A 25,790-nucleotide genomic window follows, 5' to 3' on the forward strand; every position below is an offset into this window, starting at 1 on the left:
CCCATATTCCCCGCCCGCCCCACGCACGCTGGAAATCGTGCGTGGGGCGGGCGGGGAATATGGGTGTGCCATCTTGCCGACGGCGTGGTGATGGACGAGTGGGTGTTGTTTTACCGCGATCATCCACAAAAACAATAGCTGCTTGCGCTTACTCTATAACGAGTTGATTGCCTATTGTGGTCTCATAGTGAGTGGCCAAGCGCCGACGCTGCTTCAAAACAGCCTTGTCTTTGCTGATGAGCAGCGCCCGGTGCTGGGCCGCTAAATCCAGAAAGTGCTGGTCGTCCGGGTCGGTGCAGGTAAAGCGCACCTTGGGCGCGGTGGGCACGCACTGCACGGCGGCATCGAAAGCGGCCAGCACGCCCGCCGCTGTTTTTTCGTAAAAGGCCACGCGCGGGGCGACCTTGCTGTAACTGAGCACGCGGCCCAGCTCAATGCGCTGGGCTTCGTCGGTAATCCAGCGCAGCTGGCCTTGGGCCAGTAATTGGCGGATGGGGGGCACCAGCGGGTCGTCAAACACCAGTAAATCGAGCACCACATTGGTGTCCAGCACCACCGGGCGCGGCTGGGGGCCGGGGTAGTCGGCATTGCAGTGCGGCCAGCGCAAAAGAATTTTCATGTGCCGCTGCCCTGCACGCTGCTGTCGCCTGGTGCGTCTTTGCGGGGCTTGTGCGTGCCGGCCACCACGTCAAAGCGGAACAGGCGGCATTCGATGGGGCCGTTCCACAGCGGCGTGCGGCGCGATTCTTTGAAGCGCATTTTGCCGGGCAGCTTCAGGTCGGGGGTGAGCATCCAGGCGCTCCAGCCGCTGAAGTTTTTCTTCCAGTGGCTGGCCAGTTGGCTGAAAAATTCCACGCCATCTTCGGTCTGGGCGCTTTCGCGGCCCATGCGTTCTACCGCGTCCATGCGCTGCGCGGCATTGCGGCCAAAGCTGCCGGCGGCGGCAATGCGCTCGCCATAGGGCGGGTTCAGCAGCAGCACGCCGGGTTGCGCGCAGGGCGGCATGCGCTGCAGGGCATCGCCGCCGCGCAGCTCGATGGTGTCCAGCACGCCGGCGCGTTCGGCATTGCGCTGGGCAAAGTCCACCATGCGGTGCGAGATGTCAGAGCCATAGATGGGCACCGGGCTGGTGTCCAGAATCTGCGCCTCGGCCTCGTCGAGCATGCCTTCCCAGACATGGCGCTGAAAGGGGATGAGCTTTTCAAACGCAAAGCGGCGCAGGATGCCAGCCGGAATGCGCCGGGCGATCTGCGCCGCCTCGATCACCACCGTGCCGCTGCCGCAGCAGGGGTCGTACAGCGGCTGGGGGTGGTCGCCGTGCGGGTTCCAGCCGGTGGCGGCGATCATGGCGGCGGCCAGGGTTTCTTTCAGGGGGGCGTCGCCCGTGTCTTCGCGCCAACCGCGTTTGAACAGGGCTTCGCCCGAGGTGTCGATGTACAGCGTGGCCGTGTCGGTGGTCAGGTGCAGGTGGATGCGCACGTCCGGGTGGTGCGTTTCCACGCTGGGACGCACGCCACCGCGCTTGGCACGAAAGCGGTCGGCCACGGCATCTTTTACGCGCAGGGCGGCAAAGTTCAGGCTGGTCAGCGGGCTGTGCTGGGCGGTGACCTCGACTTTGAAGGTGCGCTGCGGGTCAAACCACACTTCCCAGGACACTTGGCTGGCGGCACGGTACAGGTCGTTTTCGTTGCGGTAGTCCTGCAGCGCCAGCTCAATCAGCACGCGCTGGGCCAGGCGGCTGTGCAGATTGAGCTGCAGCACATCGCGCCAGGCACCGCGCACCATGACACCGCCCCGGCCCACGAGCAAATCCTGCCCGCTGGCACCGGTAATGGTGTGGACCTCATCGGCCAAAAAATCTTCCACGCCAGCGGCGCAGGGCAAAAATAAATGCAGTTGGTTCATAAGTGGTGCGAAGGATAGCGCCGCGTCGTTGGCAAGAGCGTTGGCGGGCTTTAAACCGTTTTGCGCAAACTGGTGGCCGGGATGTTCAGCGCCTCGCGGTACTTGGCGACGGTGCGGCGGGCGCATTCGATGCCTTGGGCGGCCAGAAGGTCGGCGATTTTGGCATCAGACAGGGGTTTTTTGGGGTTTTCTGCCGCAATGAGCTGGGCAATGACCGTTTGCACGGCGGTGCTGGAGGTGCTGCCGCCGGTATCGGTTTGCACGCCCGAGCTAAAAAAGTAGCTGAATTCAAAGGTGCCTTGCGGCGTGGCCATGTATTTGCCATTGACGGTGCGGCTGATGGTGGAGGTGTGCAAGTCCAGGGCCTGCGCCACTTCGCGCAGCACCAAGGGGCGCATGGCGACGGGGCCGTGTTTGAAAAACCCCGCTTGCTCCTGCACGATGGCCTGGGCGACGCGCAAGATGGTGTCAAAGCGCTGGGCGAGATTTTTCACGTACCAGCGCGCCTCTTGCAGCTGGCTGTGCAGGCCGGCGTAGCTGGCATGGCTGCGCTGCCCGCGCAGGGCCTGGGCGTAGAGGGCGTGGACGTTCAGGCGCGGCAGCACTTCGGGGTTGAGCTGCACCTGCAGGCCCTGGCCGCTGGGGCGCACCAGTACGTCGGGGATGAGGCGGGCCTGGGCAATGGCGGCAAAGCGCCGGGCGGGGTTGGGTTCGAGTTGGCCAATCCAGCGCAGGGCTAGGGCGATGCGCTCCGGGGGGGCGGCGCAGTGCTGGGCCAGGGTGCGCACATCTTTGCGGGCCAGCAGGGGCAGTGGTTGCTCGCACAGTGCCAGGGCCAGCTGGTACAGGGCGTGGTCGGCATGGGCCGGTTGCGCTTCTTGCGCCCAGGCGTGGCGCAGTTGCAGGCGCAGGCATTCGGCCACGTTGCGGGCACCGATGCCGGCGGGCTCCATGCTTTGCAGCAGGCCCAAGGCCAGCTGCAGGTGGTGCATGAGGGCTTGGCGGGTTTCTGCCGCGCTGGGGGGTTCGGCTTCTGTGGCTACCTCGGGCAGCAGGGTGTGTGCCAGTTCGGGCAGGTCGCCATCGAGGTAGCCGTTGTCCAGCAGGTTGCCGATCAAAAACTCGAGCGCGGCCCGTTCAGCCGGGGCCAGGCGCAGGTTGCTGGCTTGTTCTTGCAAATGCGCTTGCAAGCTGGGGGCGCTGGCGGTGAAGTCGTGGGGCAGGGCCTGCTCGCTGTCGGCGTTGGCGGGCGCGGGGCCGGGGGGGGCATCGTCCCAATCGAAGGTGGAGAGGGAGTCGCCCTCCCAACTGAGGGCTTCTAATTCAGGAGCTTCTTGCGCGCTTTCTGATTGGTTATCAGGGGTATTAAATTCTGAATCGCTGGATATATCAGCGCTTACAGCTTCTTTTTCAGGAGTGGATGGGGCGGTGGCCTCGGCCTCTTCCAATTCTAAAAAAGGGTTGTCCAAGACCCGTTGCTGCACTTCTTGCTGCAGCTCCAGGCTGGACAGTTGCAGCAGGCGCAGGGCTTGCTGCAATTGCGGGGTCAGCTGCAGCTGGATGCCGGGGCGAATCGAGAGATGCGGTGCGGCCCCGACCATGGCTTACATGCGGAAGTTGTCGCCCAGGTACACCCGGCGCACTTCGGGGTTGTCCACGATGGCTTGCGGTGTGCCGTGGGTGAGCACCGTGCCCTCGCTGATGATGCAGGCGTGGTCGCAAATGCCCAGCGTTTCGCGCACGTTGTGGTCGGTAATCAGCACACCGATGCCGCGCGCTTTGAGAAAGCCGATGATGCGCTGGATCTCGATCACGGCAATCGGGTCGATGCCGGCAAAGGGCTCGTCCAGCAGAATAAAGCGCGGGTGCGTGGCCAGGGCGCGGGCAATTTCCACGCGCCGGCGCTCGCCACCGGACAGGGCCAGCGCCGGGGCATCGCGCAGGTGCTCGACGTGCAGCTCTTGCAGCAGACTGGTCAGCTGGCGCTCGATCTCGTCTTTGGCCAGGGGCTTGCCAGCGGCATCTTTTTGCAGCTGCAGCACGGCGCGGATGTTGTCCTGCACATTGAGTTTGCGAAAAATCGAAGCCTCTTGCGGCAGGTAGGACAGACCCAGGCGCGCGCGCTGGTGCATGGGGCTGCGGGCGACCGATTGGCCATCAATCAGCACATCGCCGCCATCGCTGCGCACCAGGCCGACAAGCATGTAAAACGAGGTGGTTTTGCCCGCGCCGTTGGGGCCGAGCAGGCCGACCACTTCGCCACTTTTGACGGTGAGCGAGACATCTTTGACCACCTGGCGCTTGCCATAGGTTTTGGCCAGGTGGCGCGCTTGCAGGCAGCTGGTGGCGCTGCTGTGCGCAGCCAAAGAGGGTTCTTGCGGCTGCGTCATGGTTCTTGCGGAGCGGTCAGTTGCGGGGTGGATTGCAGCCTTGCGCCCGCTGCGGGCGTGCCGGCCGGGCTGGTTGAAGGGGGTGCTTTGGGGGCCAATACCGCCCGCACCCGGCCACCGCTGTTGCTGCCGGGCTTGTTGCCCGCTTGCGGTGTTTGGCTGTCCACGGTGAAAACATCGGTCAGGTTGTTGTACGTGATTTGCTGGCCGGTAATGTCATCGCTCAACGTGCCGCCGGTATAGCGGCGCAGCTGGGCGCGGCGAATCAGGCGCACATCGTCTTTGCGGCCATCGTATTCAATGACTTCGGCCTCGCCCTCGACAAACTCCTCTGGCGCACCGGGGGCGGTATCGCGCTTTTGGCGAAAAAAGGCGCGTTGGCCCTTGGCAGCGGTGACCACACCATATTGGTAGCCCTGCGGGTCTTGGCGCACATCGAGTTGCGCCCCGCGCAGCACGATGGAGCCTTTGGTCATCACCACATTGCCGGTGAACACGCTGGTTTGCTGCAGCTCGTCATGGCGCAGGGCATCCGATTCGATGTGCATGGGCTGGTCACGGTCGGCCCGCTCGGCGTGGGCGGGCAGCACCATGGCCGCCGCAAAGGTCAGCGGCAAGAAAGAGAGGAGGGTGGGCAGGCGCTTCATAAATTAGGCATGGTTTTTGCGTGTGATTGTAGTCACCCTGCAGCAACAACAAAGCCCGCCGAAGCGGGCTTGGGCAGCCGTGACGATGGGTTCGAGCACGCTTTACGTGCGTTTGCGCTCTTGCTCAATCAGTTGGTTGGTGATTTGAATCATGCGCTCAAAGCCACCGGCCATCGAGCCATCGGTGTAGTAACGCCCGGCAATGCCCATGGCCGGGGTGCCCTCCACTTGGTACTGGTCTTGCAGTTGTATGGCCTGGCGCACCTGGGTGGCTACGCTAAAGGATTGGTAGGCGGCTTCAAACTTGGCGCGGTCCACGCCTTGCTCGGCCACCCAGGGGAAGAGAACCTCGGGTTGGTCGAGGCGCTTTTTCTCATCCTGAAAGGCTTTGAAGACTTTGCCGTTCAAGGCTTGGGCCTGGCCCAGGCTCTCCAGGGCGTAGTAAATGCGCTGCAGGGGCTCAAAATTTTTGTTGAAACCGACGTGCACCAAACGCACGCTGACATCTTTGGCGGCGGTCTTGCGCCACGCTTCAAAGACCGGGTCAAAATTTTTGCAGTGCGAGCAGCCGTAAGAGAAGAACTGCACCACCTCGATCTGGCCTTTCGGGGCCAGCACTGAGGCGGGCTGCTTCAGCGTGGCGTAACCGCTATTGGCCTGGGCGGCGAAAGAAAAAACACTGGGGACCGCGCCCAGCAGGGCCAGTTGGGCAAATTCACGACGTTTCATTCAAGGTTTCTCCAAAATAGTGCCCCGCTAAGAGTGGGGGGCGGGCAATCGGTTCCCGCCCGCGTGGCGTGGTTACTGGTGAATGCGCACCAAGGCGGCATCGATGCCGGTGCTGGCCAGTTGCTGTTTTAATGCTTCAGCCTCGCTGCGCTGGGCCATGGGGCCAATGCGCACGCGGTACACGGGGCGGCCATTTTGTTCGCGTTCGCTCACGCGGGCTTGCTGGCCGATCAGGCCCAGTTTGGCGCGTTGGGCATCGGCATCGGCCTGGCTGCGAAAGGCCCCCACCTGCACAAAGTACACAAAGCCGTCCGAGGCGGCCGCTTTGGCTTTTTCGGCTGCTTCGGCTTTTTCGGCCTTGGCAATTTGGGCCTTGGCCAAGTCTCCTAAAGGATCATTCGACGCTGTGGCCTGGGCGGCAGGGGTTTCGGTGGGGGTGACCACTTCGGGCTTAACCTCCTCGGGCGCGACCGGTGGAGGCGTGACCTTGCCGCCCAAGGCGGTATTGGGATTCCAATCGGCCTGTGGCATCCGGGGGGGGGCGGACTTGTCCCCGTCCATGGTGAGAAACGGCACCGGAATTTTACTGACGTACACCGCCACGGCAAAGGCGGCGCCCAAGCCCACCAGCAGCCCCAGGATAAAGCCCAGGATGGTGCCGCCTCGTTGTTGTTGTCGCATGCAGCGCTCCTTGATGTTGTGGCTTTACATGCGCTGGGGCGCAGACACCCCCAGCATGGCCAGCCCGTTGGCCAGCACCTGGGCGGTGGCCGCCACCAGGGCCAGGCGGGCGAGTTTGACGGCCTCGTCATCGACCAAAATGCGCTCGGCATCGTAGTAGCTGTGGTACGCCGAAGCCAGCTCGCGCAGATAAAAGGTCACATCGTGCGGCGCATTGCCCTGGGCGGCGGCGGTGAGCATTTCGGGGTACTTGGCCAGCAGCAGCATCAGTGCCTGGGCCTGCTCGCCGTGCAGGGGGCTCAAGTCCACCTCGCGCAGCGCTGCCAGGTCGTAGTCTTCACGCCAACCGCGCAGCACCGAGCAGATGCGCGCGTGGGCGTACTGCACGTAGTACACCGGGTTGTCGTTGTTTTGCGCCACGGCCAAGTCCACATCGAAGGTGTACTCGGTATCGGGCTTGCGGCTCAAAAGGAAGAAGCGCACGGCATCCTTGCTCGTCCACTCAATCAGGTCGCGCAGCGTCACGTAGCTGCCGGCGCGTTTGCTGATCTTCACCTCTTCACCATTGCGCACCACGCGCACCATGGTGTGCAGCACGTAATCGGGGTAGCCCGCAGGAATGCCCACATCGGCCGCCTGCAAGCCCGCGCGCACGCGGGCGATGGTGCCGTGGTGGTCGGTGCCCTGGATGTTCACCACCTTGGTAAAGCCGCGCTTGAATTTCTGGATGTGATAAGCCACGTCCGGCACAAAGTAGGTGTAGCCACCATCGCTTTTGCGCATCACGCGGTCTTTGTCGTCGCCGTAGTCGGTGGACTTGAGCCACAGCGCGCCGTCTTGCTCGTAGGTCTTGCCGTTGGCGATCAGGCGCTGCACGGTCTCTTCCACATAGCCGTTGGTGTACAGGCTTGATTCGAGGTAGTACTCGTCGAACTTGAGGTTGAACGCCTGCAGGTCTTTGTCTTGCTCGTTGCGCAGGTAGGCCACGGCGAACTGGCGGATGTTGTCGTAGTCTTCAACGTCGCCATTGGCGGTGAACGCGCGGTCATCGGCCTTCACGGTTTCCTTGTTCAGGAAGGCCTGGGCGATGTCGGCAATGTAGTCGCCGTTGTAGAAATTCTTGGCCAGCGGGTTGTCGGCGTCGGTGGGCCAGCAGTCGTCGCCGGGCTTGAAGCCCTTGGCGCGCAGCTGGGTGGATTTGGTTAGCGTGTCGATCTGCACGCCCGCGTCGTTGTAATAGAACTCGCGGTGGACGTTCCAGCCCTGGCTGGCGTACAGGTTGCAAATCGCATCGCCCAGCGCCGCCTGGCGACCATGGCCCACGTGCAGCGGGCCGGTGGGGTTGGCCGATACAAATTCCACCAGAATTTTTTCGCCCCGCTGGGGCTGCTGGCCAAACTGGGCGCCTTGGCCCAGCACTTCGCGGATCACTTCCTGCTTGGCCGAGGGCTTGAGGCGAATGTTCAGAAAGCCGGGGCCCGCGATTTCAATGGCATCCACCCACTGCTGGAAGGCGGGCGTGGCCTCCAGCGCGGCCTTGAGCTGCTCGCCCAGGGCGCGCGGGTTGAGCTTGAGCGGCTTGGCCAGTTGCATGGCGGCCGTGCAGGCATAGTCGCCGTGGGCAGCCACTTTGGGGTTTTCAAAGGCGGCGCGGGTGCCCGCACCGGGGGAGAGGGTTTCTAGCTCGCCAGCCAGGGCTGCGAGCAATTGCTGTTTGACTAAAAGCATAGGGGCGCAATTTTACGTGTGTCTGGGTCGGTGCCTGCTCACCAGCCGCGTGCCCAAAATACGGCAAGCACGGCGATGAAGGGCATGATGTGCGTGTGCAGCATGATGGCGCTGCGCAGGCGGTTGATCTCGTGGCTGCTGGGCAGTGTGCCGTCGGCATCCAAGGTGCGCACCCAGCGGCGGATGGTGAAACTGGGCCGCGCCACAATCACCAGGGTGATGAGCACCAAGGTCATCTTGATGTGAAACAGCGGCTGGCCAACATACCACGGCCAGCCTTTGATGCCCCAGACCACCCGGGCCACGCCCGATAGCAGCAGCACGGTGACCGAGGCCAGGAAAATCCAGTCCAGGCGCAGCAGGCGGCGCACCACGGCAGCGTTCAGCCATTCGTGTCGGCACAGCGCCGCTTGGCTGGAGGAGAACACCACCATCGCCAAAATCGCCACCAGGTGCAGGCTGGCCAGTACAGATTCCAACATCATGCGTTTACTCCTTGGCGCCAGAATTCGGGGCGCTCATAGTGCATTTTTAAAAAATCAATCCACAGCCGCACGCGCAGCGGCATGTGTTTGCGCTGCGGAAACACCATGTAAATCCCATTGGGCGGGGCGGCAAACGCTTCCAGCAGCGGCACCAAGCGCCCGGCGGCGATGTCGGCATCCACCTCCCAGGTGCTGCGCCAGGCAATGCCCCAGCCGTCCAGGCACCAGTCGTACAGGACTTGGCCGTCGGTGCAGTCCAGGGGGCCGCTGGGCCTGATGTAGGTCACATCGCTGCCGCCTTCGGGGCGCGGCAGGCGAAAGGCCCAGCCCCGGATTTGCGAGGCATCGCTGGACAGGGTCAGGCAAGCGTGCTGCGCCAGCTCTTGGGGGTGTTGCGGGGTCCCACGCCGGGCCAGATAGTCCGGGGCGGCCACGCACAGGCGGCGGTTGTCGGCCAGGCGCACGCTGATCAGGGACGAATCGGGCAAATCGCCCACGCGCACGGCGCAGTCGTAGCCCTCGGCGGCCAAATCCACCACCCGGTCAGAGAGGTTGAGCGAGATTTTTACCTCGGGGTGCAGGGCGTAAAACTTGGGCACCAGCGGGGCCACGTGGCGGCGGCCAAAACCGGCCGGAGCGGTAATGCGCAAATGCCCGGCGGCTTTCACGCCCCCGGCGGAAACGCTGGCCTCGGCGTTGCTGACATCGGTGAGCAGGCGCTGGCAGTCTTCCAAAAAAGCACTGCCTTCGTGCGTCAGGCTGATGCGCCGGGTGGTGCGCACCATGAGTTTCACGCCCAGGTGCTCCTCCAGCGCATCCAAGCGCCGCCCCATGATGGCCGGGGCCACCCCCTCGGCCTTGGCTGCAGCGGTCAGGCTGCCTTTGGTGGCGACCGAGACAAACGACTCAAAAGCTTTTAATTTATCCATAAACAGCACGCAAATGTGCAAAAAATGAGAGTGAAATATAGCTAAAACGCAATACCAGAAAGCGGTACCAGCTATTAAAAGCGCAATACTTTGGCCCCCTGGAACAGGGCGTTGCCAAGGGGGCAGTGTCGGCCGTCTTTGCGTAAAAGTCATGAGTTTCAGGATATTCAGGCGGTTTATTCCTTTTCGCATTTCTAATACAGTGCGCTGTGAAGCGCTCTGCCCATGCCCTGGCGCTGCCCAGCGCTGCGCTGGCCAGGGTCGCCCTCGCGGATTTTTGGTTTTTTTGACAAGGGATTTCCATGACTGCTCGTATTCCTGCGCACAGCCTGCAAGTGGCTGACGTTCTGCACCAATTTATCAACACCCAGGTGCTGCCCGGCACTGGGGTGGAGTCGGCCGCTTTCTGGCAGGGGTTTGATGCCCTGGTGCGTGATTTGGCGCCGAAAAACGCGGCCTTGCTGGCCGAGCGCGACCGCCTGCAAAAAGAGCTGGACACCTGGCACCAGGCCCACCCCGGCCCGATTGCTGACATGGCGGCTTACCAGCAGTTTTTGACCCAGATTGGCTACATGGTTCAGCCCCCCCAGGGTGTGCAGGCCACCACCGAAAACGTGGATGCCGAGCTGGCCACCATGGCTGGCCCCCAGTTGGTGGTCCCCATCCTGAACGCCCGCTACGCCCTGAACGCCGCCAATGCCCGCTGGGGCTCGCTGTACGACGCGCTGTACGGCACCGATGTGATCAGCGACGAGGACGGGGCGCAAAAAGGCCCGGGCTACAACCCGCTGCGCGGTGCCAAGGTGGTGGCCTTTGCCCGCAACTTCTTGGATCAGGCCGTGCCCCTGGCCCAAGGCTCGCACCGGGATGCCTGCGGCTACCGCGTGGAAGGCGGCCAGTTGGTGGTGGCGCTGCAAAACGGCAGCACCACCGGCCTGCAAGATGCCGACAAGTTCGTCGGCCACCAGGGCGAGGCGGCCGCCCCCACCAGCGTGTTGCTGGTGAACAACGGCCTGCACATCGACATCGTCATCAACAAAGCCACCCCCATTGGCGCCAGCGACGCTGCTGGCGTGGCCGACGTGGTGGTGGAAGCTGCCGTCTCCACCATCCTCGACCTGGAAGATTCTGTGGCCGCAGTGGACGCTGAAGACAAAGTCCTGGGCTACAGCAACTGGCTGGGCATCCTCAAAGGCACGCTGACCGAATCCTTTGACAAAGGCGGCAAGACCGTCACCCGTGGCCTGAACGGCGACCGCGAATACACCGGCGCCAACGGCCAGCCCCTCAAACTCCATGGCCGCTCGCTGATGTTTGTGCGCAACGTCGGCCACCTGATGACCAACCCCGCCATCCTGTGGGGCGCCGAGAACCGGGAAATCCCCGAAGGCATTCTGGATGCCGTCGTCACCACCGCCATCGCTATCCACGACCTGAAGGGCCACGGCGCCAACGGTATCCGCAACAGCCGCACCGGCAGCGTGTACATCGTCAAGCCCAAGATGCACGGCCCGGCCGAAGTGGCCTTTGCCAACGAGCTGTTTGGCCGCGTCGAGCAGCTGCTGGGCCTGCCGCAAAACACGGTCAAGCTGGGCATCATGGACGAGGAGCGCCGCACCTCGGTGAACCTCAAAGCCTGTATCGCCGCCGCCCCGGCCCGCGTGGCCTTTATCAACACCGGCTTCCTGGACCGCACCGGCGACGAGATGCACACCGCCATGCACGCGGGCCCCATGATCCGCAAGGGCGACATGAAAACCAGCGCCTGGCTGGCCGCCTACGAAAAGAACAACGTGCTGGTGGGCCTGACCATGGGCCTGCGCGGCCGCGCCCAGATCGGCAAGGGCATGTGGGCCATGCCCGACCTGATGAAGGCCATGCTGGAGCAAAAAATCGGCCACCCCAAAGCCGGGGCCAACACCGCCTGGGTGCCCTCGCCCACCGGGGCCACGCTGCACGCGCTGCACTACCACCAGGTGAAAGTGGCCAGCGTGCAGGCCGAGCTGGAAAAAATCAGCGCCGATACCGAACGCGCCAACATCCTGGCCGACCTGCTGCAAGTGCCCGTGGCCAAAAATCCCCAGTGGAGCGAGGCCGAGAAGCAGCAGGAGCTGGACAACAACATCCAGGGCATCCTGGGCTACGTGGTGCGCTGGGTCGATCAGGGCGTGGGCTGCTCTAAGGTGCCGGACATCAACGACATCGGCCTGATGGAAGACCGCGCCACGCTGCGCATCTCCAGCCAGCACGTGGCCAACTGGCTGCTGCACGGCATCGTCACCGAGCAGCAAGTGCGCGCCACCTTTGAGCGCATGGCCGCCAAGGTGGACCAGCAAAACGCGGGCGATGCGCTGTACCAAAAAATGGCCGGGCGCTTTGCCCAGTCCGCCGCCTACCAGGCCGCGTGCGATCTGGTCTTCAAAGGCGTGGAGCAGCCCAGCGGCTACACCGAGCCGCTGCTGCACGCCTGGCGCTTGAAAGTGAAAGCGGCCGCCCAGTGAAGGCATAGCAACGCCTAAACGGCCACCGCCAAAACGCCCAAGGCACCCAGACAATGCGCTGGGTGCCTTGTTTTTTTACCTACACTGCCAGTTTCACAGGGTTTGCGGGAACGAGGAAGAAGTCAAAAGCTATGTGCCAACTGCTTGGAATGAATTGCAACACGCCCACCGATGTGCGCTTTAGTTTTTCGGGCTTCAGCCAGCGCGCGGGCAACACCGGCGACCACACCGATGGCTGGGGCATTGCCTTTTTTGAGGGCAAAGGGCTGCGCCAGTTTGTCGATCGCGAGCAGGCCAGCACCTCGCCCATTGCGCAGCTCATTCGCAACTACGCGATCAAAAGCGAGAACGTCATCGCCCACATCCGCAAGGCCACCCAAGGCCAGGTGGCGCTGGAAAACTGCCACCCCTTTGTGCGCGAGCTGTGGGGCTTCAATTGGGTGTTTGCCCACAACGGCAATTTGGTGGACTTTGCGCCCAAGCTGCACAGCCATTTTTACCCCGTCGGAACCACCGACAGCGAGCTGGCCTTTTGCTGGATCATGCAAGAGTTGGCCAAGTCCCACGCCGGCATGCCCACGCTGCACGAGTTGAGCATCACCTTGCAGGACTTGGCGCGGCGCATCAGCCCGCACGGCACGTTTAATTTTTTGCTCTCCAACGGCCAGGCGCTGTGGGCGCATGCCACCACCGACCTGTGCTTTATCGAGCGCCGCCACCCCTTTGCCACAGCGCATTTGAGCGATGAGGATGTGAGCCTGGATTTTTCCACCTGCACCACCCCGGACGACCGCGTGGCCGTGATCGTGACCGCCCCGCTGACGAAGAACGAAACCTGGACCCCGTTTGAGAAAGGGCGCATCCATTTGTTTGAACATGGGTGCTTGGTGGCACTGCAATAAAAAGAGCTGTTTGCGCTTGAATAACGTTGATTTAATGCTTTAAACGGCAAAAAAACATTGAAATAAAAGCGCAAGCAGCTATTTTTTTAAGATTTATTCATCGCTTTTTGGGAACCCCTTATGAACCAACTGAACGCGTTAAAACAAGTCACCACCGTGGTGGCCGACACCGGCAATTTTCAGCAACTGGCGCAGTACCGGCCCCAGGATGCCACCACCAACCCCTCGCTGATTTTGAAAGCCGTGCAGCAGCCGCAGTACGCGCCGCTGTTGCACGAGGTGGTGCAGCGCTTTGCCGATGCGCCCCTGGACGACCTGATGGACCGCCTGCTGGTGCGCTTTGGCTGCGAGATTTTGGCCGTGGTGCCGGGGCGCGTTTCGACCGAGGTGGATGCCCGCCTGTCGTTTGACACCAACGCCACCGTCACCCGCGCCCAGCGCCTGATCGAGCTGTACCAAGGCGCGGGCGTGCCCATTGACCGGGTGCTGATCAAAATCGCCGCCACCTGGGAGGGCATCGAAGCGGCCCGCCTGCTGGAGCAGCAAGGCATTCACACCAATTTGACGCTGCTGTTCTCCAAAGTGCAGGCCATTGCCTGCGCCCAGGCCAAGGTGCAGCTGATCTCGCCCTTTGTCGGGCGCATTTACGACTGGTTTAAAAAACAGGCGGGCAGCCAGTGGGACGAGGCCGCCATGGCCGGGGCCAACGACCCCGGCGTGCGCTCGGTGCGCGAGATTTACCACTACTACAAGCACTTTGGCATTGCCACCGAGGTGATGGGCGCGAGCTTTCGCAACGTGGGGCAAATCGTGGCGCTGGCCGGGTGCGATTTGCTCACCATCGCGCCCGAGCTGCTGGGCCAGTTAGAAGCCAGCACCGCGCCGGTGCGGCCCGCCCTGGATGCCCAGGCCGCGCGGCAGCTGGACATCGCCCCCGTGCACTACGACGAGGCCAGTTTCCGCTTTGCCCTGAATGAAGATGCCATGGCCACCGAAAAGCTGGCCGAAGGCATTCGCGCCTTTGCCGTCGATACGCGCAAGCTGGAGGATTTGCTGCGCCAAGCCGGGGCCGGCGCATGAGCTGCAGCGCCTCCCCCGCCTGGGCGGCCTTGGCGGCCCATTACCAAGACGACATGGCGCAATTTAATCTGGCCCAGGCGTTTGCCAGCAACCCGCAGCGCCTGGCCCAGCACAGCCAGCAAGCGCCGCACGTGTACGCCGATTTGTCCAAAAACTTTTGCACCACCCAGACCGAATCCTTGCTGCAGGCCTTGGCGCACGACTGCGGCTGGCAAGCGCGGCGCGATGCCATGCTGGCGGGCGAGCCGATCAACACCACCGAGGGGCGCGCCGCCATGCACTGGCTGCTGCGCATGCCGCGCGATGGCGGGCAGCTGCGCCAGCACCCGGTGGTGCAGGCCTGGCCCCAGGCGCAGTGGGACACCCTGGCCGCCGCGCACGACACCTTGAACGCCATGCTGGCGCTGGCCGAGCAGGTGCGCGCCGATCGCCAGATTACCGACATTGTGAACATCGGCATTGGCGGCTCGCACCTGGGGCCCGAGGTGGTGGTGCAGGGGCTGGAGGATTGGGTGGATGCGGGCAAGCGCGTTCACTTTGTCTCGAACGTCGATGGGCATGAGCTGGGCCATGTGCTGCGCCAAGTGCGGCCTGAATCGACACTGTTTTTGATCGCCTCCAAATCCTTCACCACGGCCGAGACCATGCTCAACGCCCACTCGGCCCGCGAATGGTTTTTGCGCCAGGGCGGCTGCGTCCAGCCCTCGGCCGCAGTGTCGATTGCCCAGCACTTTGTGGCGCTGACCACCAATGTGGCGGCAGCGCAGGCGTTTGGCATCACCCGCTGCCTGGAGTTTTCGGACTGGGTGGGGGGGCGCTTTTCGCTGTGGTCGGCCATTGGCCTGCCGATTGCCATTGCCATTGGGCAGGAGCAGTTTCGCGACCTGCTGGCCGGGGCGCACGCCATGGATGCGCACTTTTTCAATGCCCCCATTGGGCACAATTTGCCGTTGCGCCTGGCGCTGCTGGACATTTGGTACCGCAATTTTTGCCATTTGGGCAGCCGCTGCATTGCCCCCTACAGCCATGGCTTGCGGCGCTTGGCGGCGTATTTGCAGCAGCTGGAGATGGAGAGCAACGGCAAGCGCGTCACCCACGCAGGCCAGTGCCTGACCACGCCCACGGCCCCCATCGTCTGGGGCGAGCCGGGCACCAATGGCCAGCACGCCTTTTTTCAGCTGCTGCACCAGGGGCAGGATGTGGTGCCCGTGGAATTTATTGTGGCCCGGGGCGGCGGCAAATACCTGGGGGCGCACCAGCACAGCCTGGTCATCAACGCCATTGCCCAGGCCCAGGCGCTGATGCTGGGCCGCCACGGCGTGAGCGCCCACCAAGATTGCCCAGGCAACCGGCCCAGCAGTTTTTTACTGCTGCAGCAGTTCAACCCGGCCTCGGTGGGGGCCTTGATCGCTTTGTACGAGCACCGCGTGTTCAGCGCCGGGGCGATTTGGGGCATCAACAGCTTTGACCAATGGGGCGTGGAGCTGGGCAAGCAACTGGCCCAGCAACTGCGCCAACGCGAGGAGCAGGGCGACTGGCAAGGCGTGGATGCCTCCACCCGCGACCTGATGGCGCAGCTGGGGCCGGCGGTGGCTTAATACGCCGGGCCCACGGTATCCAGCGGCAGTTGGTGCATTTCTTGGAGCAACTGCGCCAAGCCTTGCGCCGCAGCTTCGACCAGCGCCTGCCCGCGCTGGGCATCGGCCTGGGCGGCATTGCCCGCTGCCCCGGCGGGGTTGTAGTCCTGCATGGCCCAGCCCAGTTTGGCGCTTTTGCCGTTGCCCAAAATGGCAAAACGCTGGGCCCGCGTGGCCGAGGTGGAGGCAAAATTTTGCGCCCGCGCCATCTGCACTTGCTCAGGGGCCAAATGCAGCAGCATGGAGGTTTCGACCTCGCCCGCGTGGACACCAAAGCGGTGCTCATGGGCGCTGAAGGCCGCGTGTACCTCTTGCGGCAGCGGCAGATTGAACCAGCTGCAGTGGACCACCAGCAGGCCATGCTGCTGGCGCAATTGCCGCGCCACGATGTCCATGCTGCTGACGTTGCCGCCGTGGGCGTTAAAGAGCAGCAGTTTTTTCACTCCGGCGCGGGCCACACCCGCGCCAATGTCGCCCCACAGCGCCAGCAAGGTGGCCGGTTGCAGGCTCAAGGTGCCGGCAAAGGCCTGGTGCTCACCACTCAGGCCAATGGCCTGGGTGGGCAGGGCCAGGGCTGGAACGTGGGCGGGCAGCTGCGCCAGGGCGGCGGCCACAATGCCCTCGGCCAGCGCGGTATCGACGCGCAGGGGCAAGTGCGGGCCATGCTGCTCGGTGGCCCCCAAGGGCAGCACGGCAATGGTCTGGGCGGCCAGGCCCTGGGTTTGCGCCAGCGCAAAGTCGTGGGCCGTTACCTCGGCCCAATAGCGGCTGGGCCAGCGGGGCAGGGTAGATTCAGCGGGAAAATGGGCGGAAAAATCCGCAGAACAATCGGTGGACATAGTCCCCGCATTATTGATCTGGGGAACCATCCCCTCTTGCCTTGACTCGAAAACCAGATGTCTTCTGTGCTCCCCTTGCCCCCGGTTTCTTTTTTGTGGCGCTGCTGGCTGTGGCTGGTGTTGGCGCTGTCGTTGTTGCTGACCTTGCCCGTACAGGCACAGCTGGTGTTGGGCGCATCCGCCAAGCCCAGCGACCGGGCCGCCACCCCCCATGTGCAAGCCCAGCTGGTCGTGCACGCGCCGCAAGGGATTGCCCCTGGCCAGCCGCTGGCGCTGGGCTTGCTGCTGACGCACCAGCCCGATTGGCACACCTATTGGAAAAACGCTGGCGATTCGGGCCTGCCCACCCAGCTTGATTGGGATCTGCCCCCTGGCCTGCAAGCGGGCGAGATCGCCTGGCCCGTGCCCCAGCAAATTCGCGTGGGTGATTTGCTCAACTACGGCTACGAAGGGCAGGTGCTGCTGCCCGTGCCCACCACCGTGGGGGCCGATTTCGCGCCCGACAGCGATGGCATGGTGCGCCTGGGCGTGCGCGCCAGCTGGCTGGTCTGCCGGGTGGAGTGCATTCCTGAAGAGGTGCTGCTGCAAATCCGCCTGCCCGCGGCGCAAAGCCATGTGACATTTGCATCAAACTTTGTAGCTGCAAGCGCTAAAGAACCAAAGCATTTAGAGTCTATTCATGGTGAATTTACTGTAAATACAAGCGGTGAGCGCCTTGATTTTGTAGTCAAAGGCCTGCCTGCTGAAGCCCACGGCCAAGAGCTGGCCTTTTACCCCGAGGCCGCCGACACCTTCCGACATGCGGCGGTGCTGGGCCAAGACTGGCAGCAGCGCTGGGCGGATGGGGTCTGGCACGCCAGCTTGCCCTTGTCCGACATGCGCGGTGAAACACCCCCCCGGCTAGAGGTGGTGCTGGGCCTGCCGGTGACCGGCAGCAACGTGGCCACGCAGGCCCCGGCGGTGGCCTGGCGCGTCAGTGCCCCGGTGCAAGGCCAATGGCAGGCGGCGCAGCTGGCCGAAATTTCGCCCGCCCTGGCCGCCGCCTTGGCCGCCAATCAGGCCAAAAGCCCCCTGCCGCCCAGCAGCAACGCCAGTGCCAGCAGCTGGTGGCTGGCCGTGGTGGGCGGCCTGATCGGTGGGTTGTTACTCAATTTAATGCCCTGTGTGTTTCCGGTGTTGGCCATCAAGCTGCTGGGCTTTTCCCGCCATGGCAGCGATGTCCGCGCCCAGCGCCTGGGCGGCTTGGCCTATACCGCCGGGGCGGTGCTCAGCTTTGTGGCGCTGGGGGCGCTGCTGTTGGGGCTGCGGGCCGCCGGGGAGCAACTGGGCTGGGGCTTTCAGCTGCAAAACCCGCTGGTCATCAGTGGCCTGGCCGTGCTGTTTACCGTGCTGGGGCTGAATCTGGCGGGGGTGTTTGAGTTTGGCCAATTCCTGCCCAGCGGTGTGGCCGGGCTGCATTTGCGCCACCCGGTGGCCGATGCTTTTTTATCGGGCGTGCTGGCCGTGGCCATTGCCTCGCCATGCACGGCACCGTTCATGGGGGCCTCGCTGGGCTTTGCCGTGGGCTTGCCAGCGGCGCAGGCGCTGGGCATTTTTGCCGCCTTGGGGCTGGGCATGGCCTTGCCGTATGTGCTGCTGAGCTGGGCCCCGGGCCTGCTGCGCTGGCTGCCGCGCCCTGGACCGTGGATGGCCACCTTCCGCCGCGCCATGGCTTTTCCCATGCTGGCCACCGTGGTCTGGCTGGCCTGGGTGCTGGGCCAGCAAACCGGGGCCGATGGCATTGCCGCGCTGCTGGCCTTGCTTTTAACGCTGTCGGCCCTGATTTGGGCGCTGACCTTGCGGGGCCTGACCCGCTGGTGGCTGGGGGCCGCGCTGCTGGCTTTTCTGGCCTGGATGGCCCCCAGTATGTGGCCGTATTTGCAAGCCGCCCCCGTGGCCAGTGCCACCGCCAACAACGCGGTGGTGGGCGATCTTTGGCAGCCCTGGAGCCCCGAGGCCCAGGCCCAGCTGCTGGCCCAAGGCCGCCCGGTGTTTGTCGATTACACCGCCGCCTGGTGCGTGACCTGCCAGTTCAACAAGCGCACCACCTTGTCGAACCCCCAGGTTTTGCAGGCCTTTTCCCGCCATGAAGTACAGTTGCTGCGGGCCGATTGGACGCGCCAAGACCCCCGGATCACCCAATCCCTGAACGCATTAGGGCGCAGCGGCGTACCGGTGTACGTGTTGCTGGCCCCGGGCCAAGCCCCCGTGGTGCTGACCGAGCTGATCAGCACCGACGAAGTTTTACAAGCGCTGGAAAACATCTAAAACTATAGCTGTTTGCGCTTTATTTATAAGGTTTATGGCCATGAATGACGTTTCTTTTCACATTCTGCGTGAAACCAAAACCATCGCGGTGGTGGGCCTCTCGCCCAAACCCGAGCGTCCCAGCCACGAGGTTGCCTGCTACCTGCAAGCCCAGGGCTACCGCATCGTGCCGGTGAACCCGGGCATGCACGGCAAGCTGCTGCTGGGCGAGATGTGCTTTGCCAGCCTGCGCGAAGCCGCAGGCGCGTTGGCCCCCAAAGGCGTGCAGATTGACCTGGTCGATTGCTTTCGGCAAAGCGAAGAAATCGCCGCCATTGCCGAAGATGCCGTCGCCATTGGGGCCCGCTTTTTGTGGATGCAAATCGGCATCACCAACCCCGATGCCGCCCGCCGTGCCGAGGCCGCCGGGCTGCTGGTGGTGCAAGACCGTTGCACCAAAACCGAACACCGCCGTATGCAGGCCCAGCGCCTGGCGCTTTGAAGCCGCCGCCGCCCGCTGGCCCACGGCACCCCTCGCTCCCGCTTGCCCCTCTTCATCACTGCGTGGCCTGCCAAGGCTGCGACAATCGCCCTCCATGACTACTTCTTTTGCCCCTCTGACCAACGACACTTTTTTGCGTGCCTGCCGCCGCCAAGCCACCGATTACACCCCGCTGTGGCTGATGCGCCAGGCCGGGCGTTACCTGCCGGAGTACAAAGCCACCCGCGCCCAGGCTGGCAGCTTTATGGGGCTGGCCACCAACGTGGAGTACGCCACCGAAGTGACGCTGCAGCCCCTGGAGCGCTTCCCGCTGGATGCCGCCATCTTGTTCAGCGACATCCTGACCGTGCCCGATGCCATGGGCCTGGGCCTGAGCTTTGCCGAGGGCGAAGGCCCCCGCTTTGCCAAAACCGTGCGCACCGAGGCCGACGTGGCCCAGCTGGCCGTGCCTGATATGGACACGCTGCGCTACGTGTTCGATGCCGTCACCAGCATCCGCAAGGCGCTCAATGGCCGCGTGCCGCTGATTGGTTTTTCGGGCAGCCCCTGGACGCTGGCCTGCTACATGGTCGAGGGCAAGGGCAGCGACGACTACCGCCTGGTCAAAAGCCTGATGTACGCCCGCCCCGACCTGATGCACCGCATCCTGGCGGTGAACGCCGACAGCGTGGCCCAGTACCTGAATGCGCAGATTGACGCCGGGGCCCAGGCCGTGATGGTGTTTGACAGCTGGGGCGGGGTGCTGGCCGATGGCGCTTTCCAAGAATTTAGCCTGGCCTACACCAAGCGCGTGCTGGCGCAATTGAAGCGCACCGGGGTGGATGGGCAGGATGTGCCGCGCATCGTCTTCACCAAAGGCGGCGGCATCTGGCTGCCCGATATGCACGACCTCGATTGCGAAGTGCTGGGTCTGGACTGGACGGCCAACCTGGGCAAGGCCCGCGCCCTGGTGGGCGACCGCAAGGCCCTGCAAGGCAATATCGACCCCAACGTGCTGTTTGCCCCGCCCGACATGGTGGCCGCGCAAGCCCGTGCCGTGCTGGACAGCTTTGGCAAGCCGCACACCGACCGCCGCAGCACCGGCCCCACCCACATCTTCAACCTGGGCCACGGCATCAGCCAGTTCACCCCGCCAGAGCACGTGGCGGCGCTGGTCGAAACGGTGCACAACTACTCACGCCAGCTGCGCCAGCAGGGCTAAGTTTTCAGCTTTGCCAGGGCGGGAAAGGGGCCACCTTTTCCCGCCCTGGTTGTTTTTGCGGGTGCTGCAAAATCCTTAATCAATCCTTAATCCATAGCGTCCAAGGGCCAATCGACGGCTATTTGTCGCTAAAAATCGCGGTATTGGCCAGTATCCAGTGCTCTACTTATGCACATATCCAAACCTTGCTGCGGGGGCTTTCTAAGCCATAAACTCGATAGCGCGAAAGCCTTGAAAATCCATTTAACTATTTGATTTATATAAATTTATTTTTAATGATTTAGGCGGGTGTCAGGCGGCTGAAAAAATAGCACAGGCGCATTTTTTTGCCTTGATCAAAAACGCCCCACAAAGTTATCCACAGAAAAGGGCCTTCCAGCCGTGTCTATAGCGTGCCACGCCTTTGTTATCCACATTGCGGTGCAAACCCCGTTGCACAGCAATGTGGGCGGTTTGCTCAGCTACACCCATGGGCACGCGCTGCCCCCCGGCACCCTGGTGCGCGTGCCCTTGGGGCAGCGCGAGCTGCTGGGGGTGGTGTGGGAGTCGGTGCCGGCCGCCCACGCCGACCTGCCTGCGGGGGTGGCGCTGCGCCCGCTGGCCCAAGTGCTCGATGCCCTGGCCCCCCTGGCCGCGCCGTGGCGCCAGTTGGTGGCGTTTACCGCCCGCTACTACCAGCGCAGCCTGGGCGAGATTGCCGCCACCGCCTTGCCTCCGGCGCTGCGCAAACTCAGCAACGCGCAATTGCTGCGGCGCTTGCAAGTCAAAAAGAAAGCGGCGCAGACCGTGCCGGAACAAGAAAAATTAGTAGCACTTACCGCAGAGCAGCAAAGCGTTATCAGTCAAATTGAGCAAAATTGTGGCCCATTTTTGCTGTACGGCAGCACCGGCAGCGGCAAGACCGAGGTGTATTTGCACACCGTCGCTGCCGCCTTGGTCGCCGACCCGCAGGCCCAGGCCCTGGTGCTGGTGCCCGAGATCAACCTCACCCCCCAATTGCTGGCGCGGTTTGAGCGGCGCTTTGCCCCCACCCTGGGCCCCCAGGCCGTGGCCAGCCTGCACAGCGGCCTGACCGAGGCGCAGCGCCTGCAGCACTGGCTGGCCGCGCACACCGGGCAGGCCCGCATCGTGCTGGGCACGCGCATGGCGGTGCTGGCCAGCTTGCCGCAGCTGAAAATCATCGTCGTCGATGAAGAGCACGACCCCAGCTTCAAGCAAGAAGAAGGGGCGCGGTACTCCGCCCGCGACCTGGCCCTCTGGCGCGGGCGCGATGCCGGGGCCAAAGTGATTTTGGGCAGTGCCACCCCCTCGCTGGAGAGCTGGTACGCCTGCCAGCAAGGCCGCTACCAGCGGCTGGACATGCCCAGCCGCATCGCCGCGGCCGCCCTGCCCGGCGTGCATCTGGTGAATATGCGCCAGCAGCCCAAGTCCACCGTGTTTGCCCCGGCCCTGCTGCAGGCCATCACCGAGCGCATTCAGCGCGGCGAGCAAAGCCTGGTGCTGCTCAACCGCCGGGGCTTTGCCCCGGTGCTGTGGTGCGGCGATTGCGGCTGGAAAAGCGACTGCCCCCATTGCAGTGCCCACCAAGTGTTTCACAAAGGCGAGCGGCGGCTGCGCTGCCACCACTGCAGCGCCAGCCAGGCCGTGCCCCGGCACTGCCCGCACTGCGGCAACCCCGATATATTGGCCCTGGGCCACGGCACCGAGCAGCTGCAAGAAGCGCTGGAGCAGGTGCTGCGCAACGTGCAGCGCCCCGATGGCAAGCCCGCCCGCATTGGCCGCATGGATGCCGACACCACCCAGGGCGCAGGCCAGTTGCAGGCGCAGTTGGCGCACATTCACGATGGCAGCGTGGATGTGCTGGTCGGCACGCAAATGATCGCCAAAGGCCACGACTTTCGGCGCATGACCCTGGTGGCGGCCATCGCCCCCGATGCGGCGCTGATGAGCACCGGCTTTCGCGCCCCCGAGCGCTTGTTTGCCCTGCTGATGCAAGCCGCAGGCCGCGCCGGACGCGATGCGGCCTTTGTGGGCCAGCAAGGCAGCCAGCCGCAGATGTGGATTCAAACCCAGCAGCCCGAGCACCCGCTCTACCAAGCCCTGCTGCACCACGACTACCCCGGCTTTGCCCAGCAGCAACTGCACGAGCGCCAGCAGGCGGGCATGCCCCCGTTTGTGTTTCAGGCCCTGGTGCGCGCCGATGCCAAAACGCAGGACGCAGCGCAAAATTTTTTGCACGCCGCCGCCCAGCACGCGCAAAGCCTGCCCGCACTGGTCGGCGTATTCCTCTACCCGCCCATCCCCATGGCCGTGCAACGGGTGGCAAATATCGAGCGGGCGCAAATGCTGATCGAGGCCGCCAGCCGCAGCGCCTTGCAAAAATTTTTGCACGCCTGGCAACCCTTGCTGCACCCCCTCAAAAAACAGCACAAAACCGTGGTGCGCTGGCTGGTGGATGTGGATCCGCAAAATCTATAAACACGCATGACCCCTGGGATCGTGCCCGCCCGGCTGAAGCTGCGCAGCAAGCGAAGCCGCCCCCCGCTTGAAAACGCCTCGGTCAGGGCACCACGGCTTAAATCAACGCAGCGTTTCCCGTCTGACTCACCGTGGTTGTTTGAGCGCAGCGCCGCAGGCGCGAAGCGAGTTCCACGGTGTAAAAGCTGCGCAGCACGCCTTCTTTGCTGACTTTCTTGCGCGGGCAAGAAAGCCAGTCGCCCGCCGGGGCGAGACCCGGCCAGCAGCCTCCAACATGAAAACCGCTACCAGCTACCGTGCAGAACGCAGCATCCCCACACACAGCAAAATGCTCTTTATAAAAGAGCTGTAATCGCTCATATATAAAAGACTTTTCAAGTCAAAAAACATTTAAAACCTTGAAAAACAAAGCGCAACAAGCTATGAATTTACAGGCAACCGCGCCCCTTGGTGAATATGCCGCCCAAAGCGCTGCAAATCCTCCACAAACTCATCGCTGAGCAAATACGCACACTCCTTGGGCCGCTGGGTGCCAATGGCATCGCCTTGCACCACCCCTGCGGCTGGGTGGCACATGAGCAAGCTGCCCGGTTGCACCTGGCGCAACCACGATTGCATGTGTACGCGGTAGGCCGCCGGGGTGGGGGCATCAAAGCCATACACCCCGGCAAAGCCGTGGTTGGTGGCCAGGTGGGCGGTGCGCCACAGGCGGGTGGCGCTGTAGCCGCCCAGGGTGGCGATGATCAACGCCTTGGAGGACGACCACAGCCGCCCGGCCGGCACGGTCGAGCGCAGCCAGGGCCGCTCGTGTGCGGCGTAGCGGGCGGTGATTTCTGCCAGCAGCGCCTGGCGCACTCCGGGCAGTTGGTGGACGTGCTGGTGGCCGTCGATGAAGTCGGGCGCGGTGCCCATGGCGGCCTCAAACGCGTCGAGCTGTTCGCGCCAGACGGCTTGCCATTGCGCGGCCCGCCAGCGGCCCAAGTAGGCCTGGGCAATGGCTTGCTTGAGCGTCAGGGCGTGGTACAGCCCACCGTGGCTTTCGGTCAGGTTGAAGTGCAGGCCCACGGCCAGGTGCGGGCGCAGGGGTTTTAAATCGTGCGCCGCCGTCCGCCAGCGCGGGGCGGTGCTCATGCAGCTGGTGGCGCTGATGCGGCCTTTGCTGGCCAGTTGCAGCACCGCCTGGTCAATCAAGGGGTGCAGGGCGAAGTCGTCCACGCACAGCACGATGGGGTGGCTGGGAGGGTTCATTGTGGTTGTGCTTTAAACGCCCAAAATTTGCTCAAGGTGAAGGTGCCCACCGCCACCAGCACGAGGATGGCCGCTTGGCTCCAAAAATAATGCCAGTGCAGGCGCTGCAGGGCGATGGCGTACAGCGTTTCATTGACGGCAAACGACAGGCTGGCCACGGCAAAAAACCGCGCGGCGCTGGCCCAGGTGCAGGCCTGGTGCTCGGCAAAACTAAGCCAAGCGTGGCCGCAGTAGCTCACGCCAAAGGCGATCAGAAAGGCCAGTCCGTTGGCCAGCAGCGGCGGCACCTGCCACAGCGCCACCAAAACGCCCACGGCCAAGAGATGGGTGGCTGCCGCAGCCCCGCCCACTAAAATAAAGCGCAGTGCTTGCGGCAGGCTGTATAAGGAATTGAGCAGGTTTTGTGCTTTAAACGTTGTCATTGCTGCGCAAGCTGCTATGGTCTTCATCGCGGGCGAGCAAATAGCTGGGGCGCTGTTTGACCTCGTCGTAGATGCGGCCAATGTATTCGCCCAGGATGCCGATCGACATCAGTTGCACGCCCGAGAACAGCATGATGCTGGCCGCCAGCGTGGGCCAGCCCGCCAGATCGGCCCCAAAGAGCAAGGTCTCCAGCGTGATCCAGCCGCCGTAGAGCAAGGCGGCCAGGGCCACCAGGGCACCAATGACGCTCCACACCCGCAGCGGCAAGGTGGTGAACGAGGTCAGCCCCAGCAAGGCCAGCGACCCCAGGCGGCGCAGGTTGAAGCTGGAGGCACCGGCCGCCCGATCCAGCGGCACAAACGGCAGGGCGGCGGTTTTAAAGCCGACCCAGGCGTACAGGCCTTTCATGAAGCGGTGGCGCTCGGGCAGGGCTTTGAGGGCATTGGCCACTTTGCGATCGAGCCAGCGGTAGTCCCCGGCGTTGGGCGGCATTTTCACGCTGTTACCGGCATTCATGATGCGGTAGAACAAATGGGTGCCCACCCGCTTGGCCCCGCTTTCGGCCCCACGATCGGCAATCACGCCGTACACCATGTCGTAGCCGCGCTGCCACAAATCGTGCATTTCGGGCAGCAGGTCCAGCGGGTGCTGAAAGTCACCATCAATCAGCACCACGGCATTGCCCCGGGTGTGGTCGATGCCTGCCGACAGGGCCGCTTCTTTGCCGAAATTGCGCGACAAGGCCAGGTAGCGCAGGGGCAGGCCGCTGTGCGCCACCAGCTCCATGGCCACGGTGTGCGTGGCATCGGTGCTGCCGTCATTGACGATGACGATTTCAAAGTGGGGCGTAAGCTGCGCCACCGCTTCGGCCAGCGCTGGGATAAAGCGGGGCAGGTTCACCGCTTCGTTAAACGCTGGCACCACGCAGGACAAGCGCAGCGGTGGGCGCGGCAAGGCGGCGGGGGGCGCGGCGGGGGTGTATTCGGCGTAAAACTCAGGGGAGGGCGAGGTCGGTTGCGTCATGGTCAGGCATTGTCACTGATGGGCATGGAGGGTCATGGCGAGCGGGCACAGCCCTCGGGCACATACGCGCGCCAATGCAGCACCCACGGGGCATTATTGAACGGCCAGGCCAAGGCCCACTGGCCGCTGTGCCACTGGGGGGCGGCCGTCTCTGGCGGGGGCAGGGCCTCCATGGG

Annotated in this window: 22 protein-coding genes; 8 read left to right on the forward strand and 14 right to left on the reverse strand. The window is 63.7% G+C overall.

Going from position 1 to position 25,790, the window contains the following annotated elements:
* Positions 1 to 148: 148 nt before the first annotated feature.
* The 10 genes from J1777_RS12085 to J1777_RS12130 form a co-directional block, all read right to left on the reverse strand.
* The gene (locus J1777_RS12085; RefSeq protein ID WP_207575950.1) at positions 149 to 619 is read right to left on the reverse strand and encodes a putative toxin-antitoxin system toxin component, PIN family; all 471 of its coding nucleotides are present in this window, start codon (positions 617 to 619) and stop codon (positions 149 to 151) included.
* Positions 616 to 1,905, reverse strand: a complete 1,290-nt coding sequence (locus J1777_RS12090) for a THUMP domain-containing class I SAM-dependent RNA methyltransferase (RefSeq protein WP_207575951.1) — start codon at positions 1,903 to 1,905, stop codon at positions 616 to 618. Before J1777_RS12090 ends, J1777_RS12085 begins: the two co-directional genes overlap by 4 nt.
* Before the next feature lie 50 nt (positions 1,906 to 1,955).
* On the reverse strand, positions 1,956 to 3,506 hold the full coding sequence (rpoN, locus tag J1777_RS12095) for an RNA polymerase factor sigma-54 (RefSeq protein WP_207575952.1): 1,551 nt from the start codon (positions 3,504 to 3,506) through the stop codon (positions 1,956 to 1,958).
* A gap of 3 nt (positions 3,507 to 3,509) precedes the next feature.
* Positions 3,510 to 4,295 carry an LPS export ABC transporter ATP-binding protein gene (gene lptB, locus J1777_RS12100; protein ID WP_207575953.1) on the reverse strand — a complete coding sequence of 262 codons (786 nt, stop codon included), beginning with the start codon at positions 4,293 to 4,295 and terminating at the stop codon, positions 3,510 to 3,512.
* A complete protein-coding gene (gene lptA, locus J1777_RS12105) occupies positions 4,292 to 4,942 on the reverse strand; it encodes a lipopolysaccharide transport periplasmic protein LptA (RefSeq protein WP_207575954.1) in 651 nt (216 codons plus the stop codon). The genes lptB and lptA overlap by 4 nt, the downstream gene beginning before the upstream one ends.
* A gap of 102 nt (positions 4,943 to 5,044) precedes the next feature.
* Positions 5,045 to 5,671 carry a thiol:disulfide interchange protein DsbA/DsbL gene (locus tag J1777_RS12110; RefSeq protein ID WP_207575955.1) on the reverse strand — a complete coding sequence of 209 codons (627 nt, stop codon included), beginning with the start codon at positions 5,669 to 5,671 and terminating at the stop codon, positions 5,045 to 5,047.
* A 72-nt stretch (positions 5,672 to 5,743) separates the two neighbouring features.
* Positions 5,744 to 6,352: an SPOR domain-containing protein gene (locus J1777_RS12115; protein ID WP_207575956.1), complete on the reverse strand. Its 609-nt coding sequence runs from the start codon at positions 6,350 to 6,352 to the stop codon at positions 5,744 to 5,746.
* Between the two features lie 24 nt (positions 6,353 to 6,376).
* The gene (argS, locus tag J1777_RS12120) at positions 6,377 to 8,080 is read right to left on the reverse strand and encodes an arginine--tRNA ligase (protein WP_207575957.1); all 1,704 of its coding nucleotides are present in this window, start codon (positions 8,078 to 8,080) and stop codon (positions 6,377 to 6,379) included.
* A 38-nt stretch (positions 8,081 to 8,118) separates the two neighbouring features.
* Positions 8,119 to 8,565 carry a DUF2214 family protein gene (locus J1777_RS12125; RefSeq protein WP_207575958.1) on the reverse strand — a complete coding sequence of 149 codons (447 nt, stop codon included), beginning with the start codon at positions 8,563 to 8,565 and terminating at the stop codon, positions 8,119 to 8,121.
* The gene (locus J1777_RS12130) at positions 8,562 to 9,494 is read right to left on the reverse strand and encodes a LysR family transcriptional regulator (RefSeq protein WP_207575959.1); all 933 of its coding nucleotides are present in this window, start codon (positions 9,492 to 9,494) and stop codon (positions 8,562 to 8,564) included. The genes J1777_RS12125 and J1777_RS12130 overlap by 4 nt, the downstream gene beginning before the upstream one ends.
* Positions 9,495 to 9,796: 302 nt before the next feature.
* Here J1777_RS12130 and J1777_RS12135 point away from each other — a divergent pair, with 302 nt between their 5' ends.
* From J1777_RS12135 to pgi, 4 genes are all read left to right on the forward strand, one after another.
* The gene (locus J1777_RS12135; RefSeq protein WP_207575960.1) at positions 9,797 to 11,995 is read left to right on the forward strand and encodes a malate synthase G; all 2,199 of its coding nucleotides are present in this window, start codon (positions 9,797 to 9,799) and stop codon (positions 11,993 to 11,995) included.
* 131 nt (positions 11,996 to 12,126) lie between these two features.
* Complete coding sequence (locus J1777_RS12140) at positions 12,127 to 12,897, forward strand: class II glutamine amidotransferase (RefSeq protein WP_207575961.1); 771 nt, start codon at positions 12,127 to 12,129, stop codon at positions 12,895 to 12,897.
* A gap of 120 nt (positions 12,898 to 13,017) precedes the next feature.
* Complete coding sequence (gene tal, locus J1777_RS12145) at positions 13,018 to 13,977, forward strand: transaldolase (protein WP_207575962.1); 960 nt, start codon at positions 13,018 to 13,020, stop codon at positions 13,975 to 13,977.
* Positions 13,974 to 15,575 (forward strand): glucose-6-phosphate isomerase, encoded by a 1,602-nt coding sequence (pgi, locus tag J1777_RS12150; RefSeq protein WP_207575963.1) that lies wholly within the window; start codon positions 13,974 to 13,976, stop codon positions 15,573 to 15,575. The genes tal and pgi overlap by 4 nt, the downstream gene beginning before the upstream one ends.
* On the opposite strand, the gene J1777_RS12155 is transcribed toward pgi, so the two are convergent.
* Positions 15,572 to 16,453, reverse strand: coding sequence for a creatininase family protein (locus J1777_RS12155; protein ID WP_207575964.1), 882 nt, complete (start codon positions 16,451 to 16,453; stop codon positions 15,572 to 15,574). The genes pgi and J1777_RS12155 overlap by 4 nt on opposite strands.
* 57 nt (positions 16,454 to 16,510) lie before the next feature.
* Here J1777_RS12155 and J1777_RS12160 point away from each other — a divergent pair, with 57 nt between their 5' ends.
* The 4 genes from J1777_RS12160 (at position 16,511) to priA (ending at position 22,920) form a co-directional block, all read left to right on the forward strand.
* Positions 16,511 to 18,760: a protein-disulfide reductase DsbD family protein gene (locus J1777_RS12160; RefSeq protein ID WP_207575965.1), complete on the forward strand. Its 2,250-nt coding sequence runs from the start codon at positions 16,511 to 16,513 to the stop codon at positions 18,758 to 18,760.
* A 40-nt stretch (positions 18,761 to 18,800) separates the two neighbouring features.
* Positions 18,801 to 19,241, forward strand: a complete 441-nt coding sequence (locus J1777_RS12165) for a CoA-binding protein (protein WP_207575966.1) — start codon at positions 18,801 to 18,803, stop codon at positions 19,239 to 19,241.
* A 94-nt stretch (positions 19,242 to 19,335) separates the two neighbouring features.
* A complete protein-coding gene (gene hemE, locus J1777_RS12170) occupies positions 19,336 to 20,442 on the forward strand; it encodes a uroporphyrinogen decarboxylase (RefSeq protein WP_207575967.1) in 1,107 nt (368 codons plus the stop codon).
* A 387-nt stretch (positions 20,443 to 20,829) separates the two neighbouring features.
* Positions 20,830 to 22,920, forward strand: coding sequence for a replication restart helicase PriA (gene priA / locus J1777_RS12175; RefSeq protein ID WP_207575971.1), 2,091 nt, complete (start codon positions 20,830 to 20,832; stop codon positions 22,918 to 22,920).
* 420 nt (positions 22,921 to 23,340) lie between these two features.
* Here the strand turns inward: priA and J1777_RS12180 are convergent, their stop codons facing one another.
* Genes J1777_RS12180 through J1777_RS12190 form a run of 3 tightly spaced genes read right to left on the reverse strand, consistent with a single transcriptional unit; the run spans position 23,341 to position 25,614 of the window.
* Complete coding sequence (locus J1777_RS12180; RefSeq protein ID WP_207575968.1) at positions 23,341 to 24,168, reverse strand: ChbG/HpnK family deacetylase; 828 nt, start codon at positions 24,166 to 24,168, stop codon at positions 23,341 to 23,343.
* Positions 24,165 to 24,590, reverse strand: coding sequence for a GtrA family protein (locus tag J1777_RS12185; RefSeq protein WP_207575969.1), 426 nt, complete (start codon positions 24,588 to 24,590; stop codon positions 24,165 to 24,167). The genes J1777_RS12180 and J1777_RS12185 overlap by 4 nt, the downstream gene beginning before the upstream one ends.
* Complete coding sequence (locus J1777_RS12190; protein WP_207575970.1) at positions 24,577 to 25,614, reverse strand: glycosyltransferase family 2 protein; 1,038 nt, start codon at positions 25,612 to 25,614, stop codon at positions 24,577 to 24,579. The genes J1777_RS12185 and J1777_RS12190 overlap by 14 nt, the downstream gene beginning before the upstream one ends.
* Positions 25,615 to 25,790 lie beyond the last annotated feature (176 nt).

The sequence above is a fragment of the Comamonas denitrificans genome (genome assembly GCF_017368815.1).
GTDB classification, from domain to species: domain Bacteria; phylum Pseudomonadota; class Gammaproteobacteria; order Burkholderiales; family Burkholderiaceae_C; genus Comamonas; species Comamonas denitrificans.

What these genes read in the sequence shown, in the direction of transcription:
- J1777_RS12140 (WP_207575961.1), top strand. Translation starts at nt 12,127, where the DNA reads ATGTGCCAACTGCTTGGAATGAATTGCAACACGCCCACCGATGTGCGC.
- J1777_RS12160 (WP_207575965.1), top strand. Translation starts at nt 16,511, where the DNA reads ATGTCTTCTGTGCTCCCCTTGCCCCCGGTTTCTTTTTTGTGGCGCTGC.
- J1777_RS12135 (WP_207575960.1), top strand. Translation starts at nt 9,797, where the DNA reads ATGACTGCTCGTATTCCTGCGCACAGCCTGCAAGTGGCTGACGTTCTG.
- J1777_RS12115 (WP_207575956.1), bottom strand. Translation starts at nt 6,352, where the DNA reads ATGCGACAACAACAACGAGGCGGCACCATCCTGGGCTTTATCCTGGGG.
- J1777_RS12090 (WP_207575951.1), bottom strand. Translation starts at nt 1,905, where the DNA reads ATGAACCAACTGCATTTATTTTTGCCCTGCGCCGCTGGCGTGGAAGAT.
- J1777_RS12155 (WP_207575964.1), bottom strand. Translation starts at nt 16,453, where the DNA reads ATGTCCACCGATTGTTCTGCGGATTTTTCCGCCCATTTTCCCGCTGAA.
- J1777_RS12110 (WP_207575955.1), bottom strand. Translation starts at nt 5,671, where the DNA reads ATGAAACGTCGTGAATTTGCCCAACTGGCCCTGCTGGGCGCGGTCCCC.
- J1777_RS12125 (WP_207575958.1), bottom strand. Translation starts at nt 8,565, where the DNA reads ATGATGTTGGAATCTGTACTGGCCAGCCTGCACCTGGTGGCGATTTTG.
- J1777_RS12130 (WP_207575959.1), bottom strand. Translation starts at nt 9,494, where the DNA reads ATGGATAAATTAAAAGCTTTTGAGTCGTTTGTCTCGGTCGCCACCAAA.
- tal (WP_207575962.1), top strand. Translation starts at nt 13,018, where the DNA reads ATGAACCAACTGAACGCGTTAAAACAAGTCACCACCGTGGTGGCCGAC.
- J1777_RS12185 (WP_207575969.1), bottom strand. Translation starts at nt 24,590, where the DNA reads ATGACAACGTTTAAAGCACAAAACCTGCTCAATTCCTTATACAGCCTG.
- lptB (WP_207575953.1), bottom strand. Translation starts at nt 4,295, where the DNA reads ATGACGCAGCCGCAAGAACCCTCTTTGGCTGCGCACAGCAGCGCCACC.
- argS (WP_207575957.1), bottom strand. Translation starts at nt 8,080, where the DNA reads ATGCTTTTAGTCAAACAGCAATTGCTCGCAGCCCTGGCTGGCGAGCTA.
- J1777_RS12085 (WP_207575950.1), bottom strand. Translation starts at nt 619, where the DNA reads ATGAAAATTCTTTTGCGCTGGCCGCACTGCAATGCCGACTACCCCGGC.
- hemE (WP_207575967.1), top strand. Translation starts at nt 19,336, where the DNA reads ATGACTACTTCTTTTGCCCCTCTGACCAACGACACTTTTTTGCGTGCC.
- J1777_RS12190 (WP_207575970.1), bottom strand. Translation starts at nt 25,614, where the DNA reads ATGACGCAACCGACCTCGCCCTCCCCTGAGTTTTACGCCGAATACACC.
- pgi (WP_207575963.1), top strand. Translation starts at nt 13,974, where the DNA reads ATGAGCTGCAGCGCCTCCCCCGCCTGGGCGGCCTTGGCGGCCCATTAC.
- lptA (WP_207575954.1), bottom strand. Translation starts at nt 4,942, where the DNA reads ATGAAGCGCCTGCCCACCCTCCTCTCTTTCTTGCCGCTGACCTTTGCG.
- J1777_RS12165 (WP_207575966.1), top strand. Translation starts at nt 18,801, where the DNA reads ATGAATGACGTTTCTTTTCACATTCTGCGTGAAACCAAAACCATCGCG.
- rpoN (WP_207575952.1), bottom strand. Translation starts at nt 3,506, where the DNA reads ATGGTCGGGGCCGCACCGCATCTCTCGATTCGCCCCGGCATCCAGCTG.
- J1777_RS12180 (WP_207575968.1), bottom strand. Translation starts at nt 24,168, where the DNA reads ATGAACCCTCCCAGCCACCCCATCGTGCTGTGCGTGGACGACTTCGCC.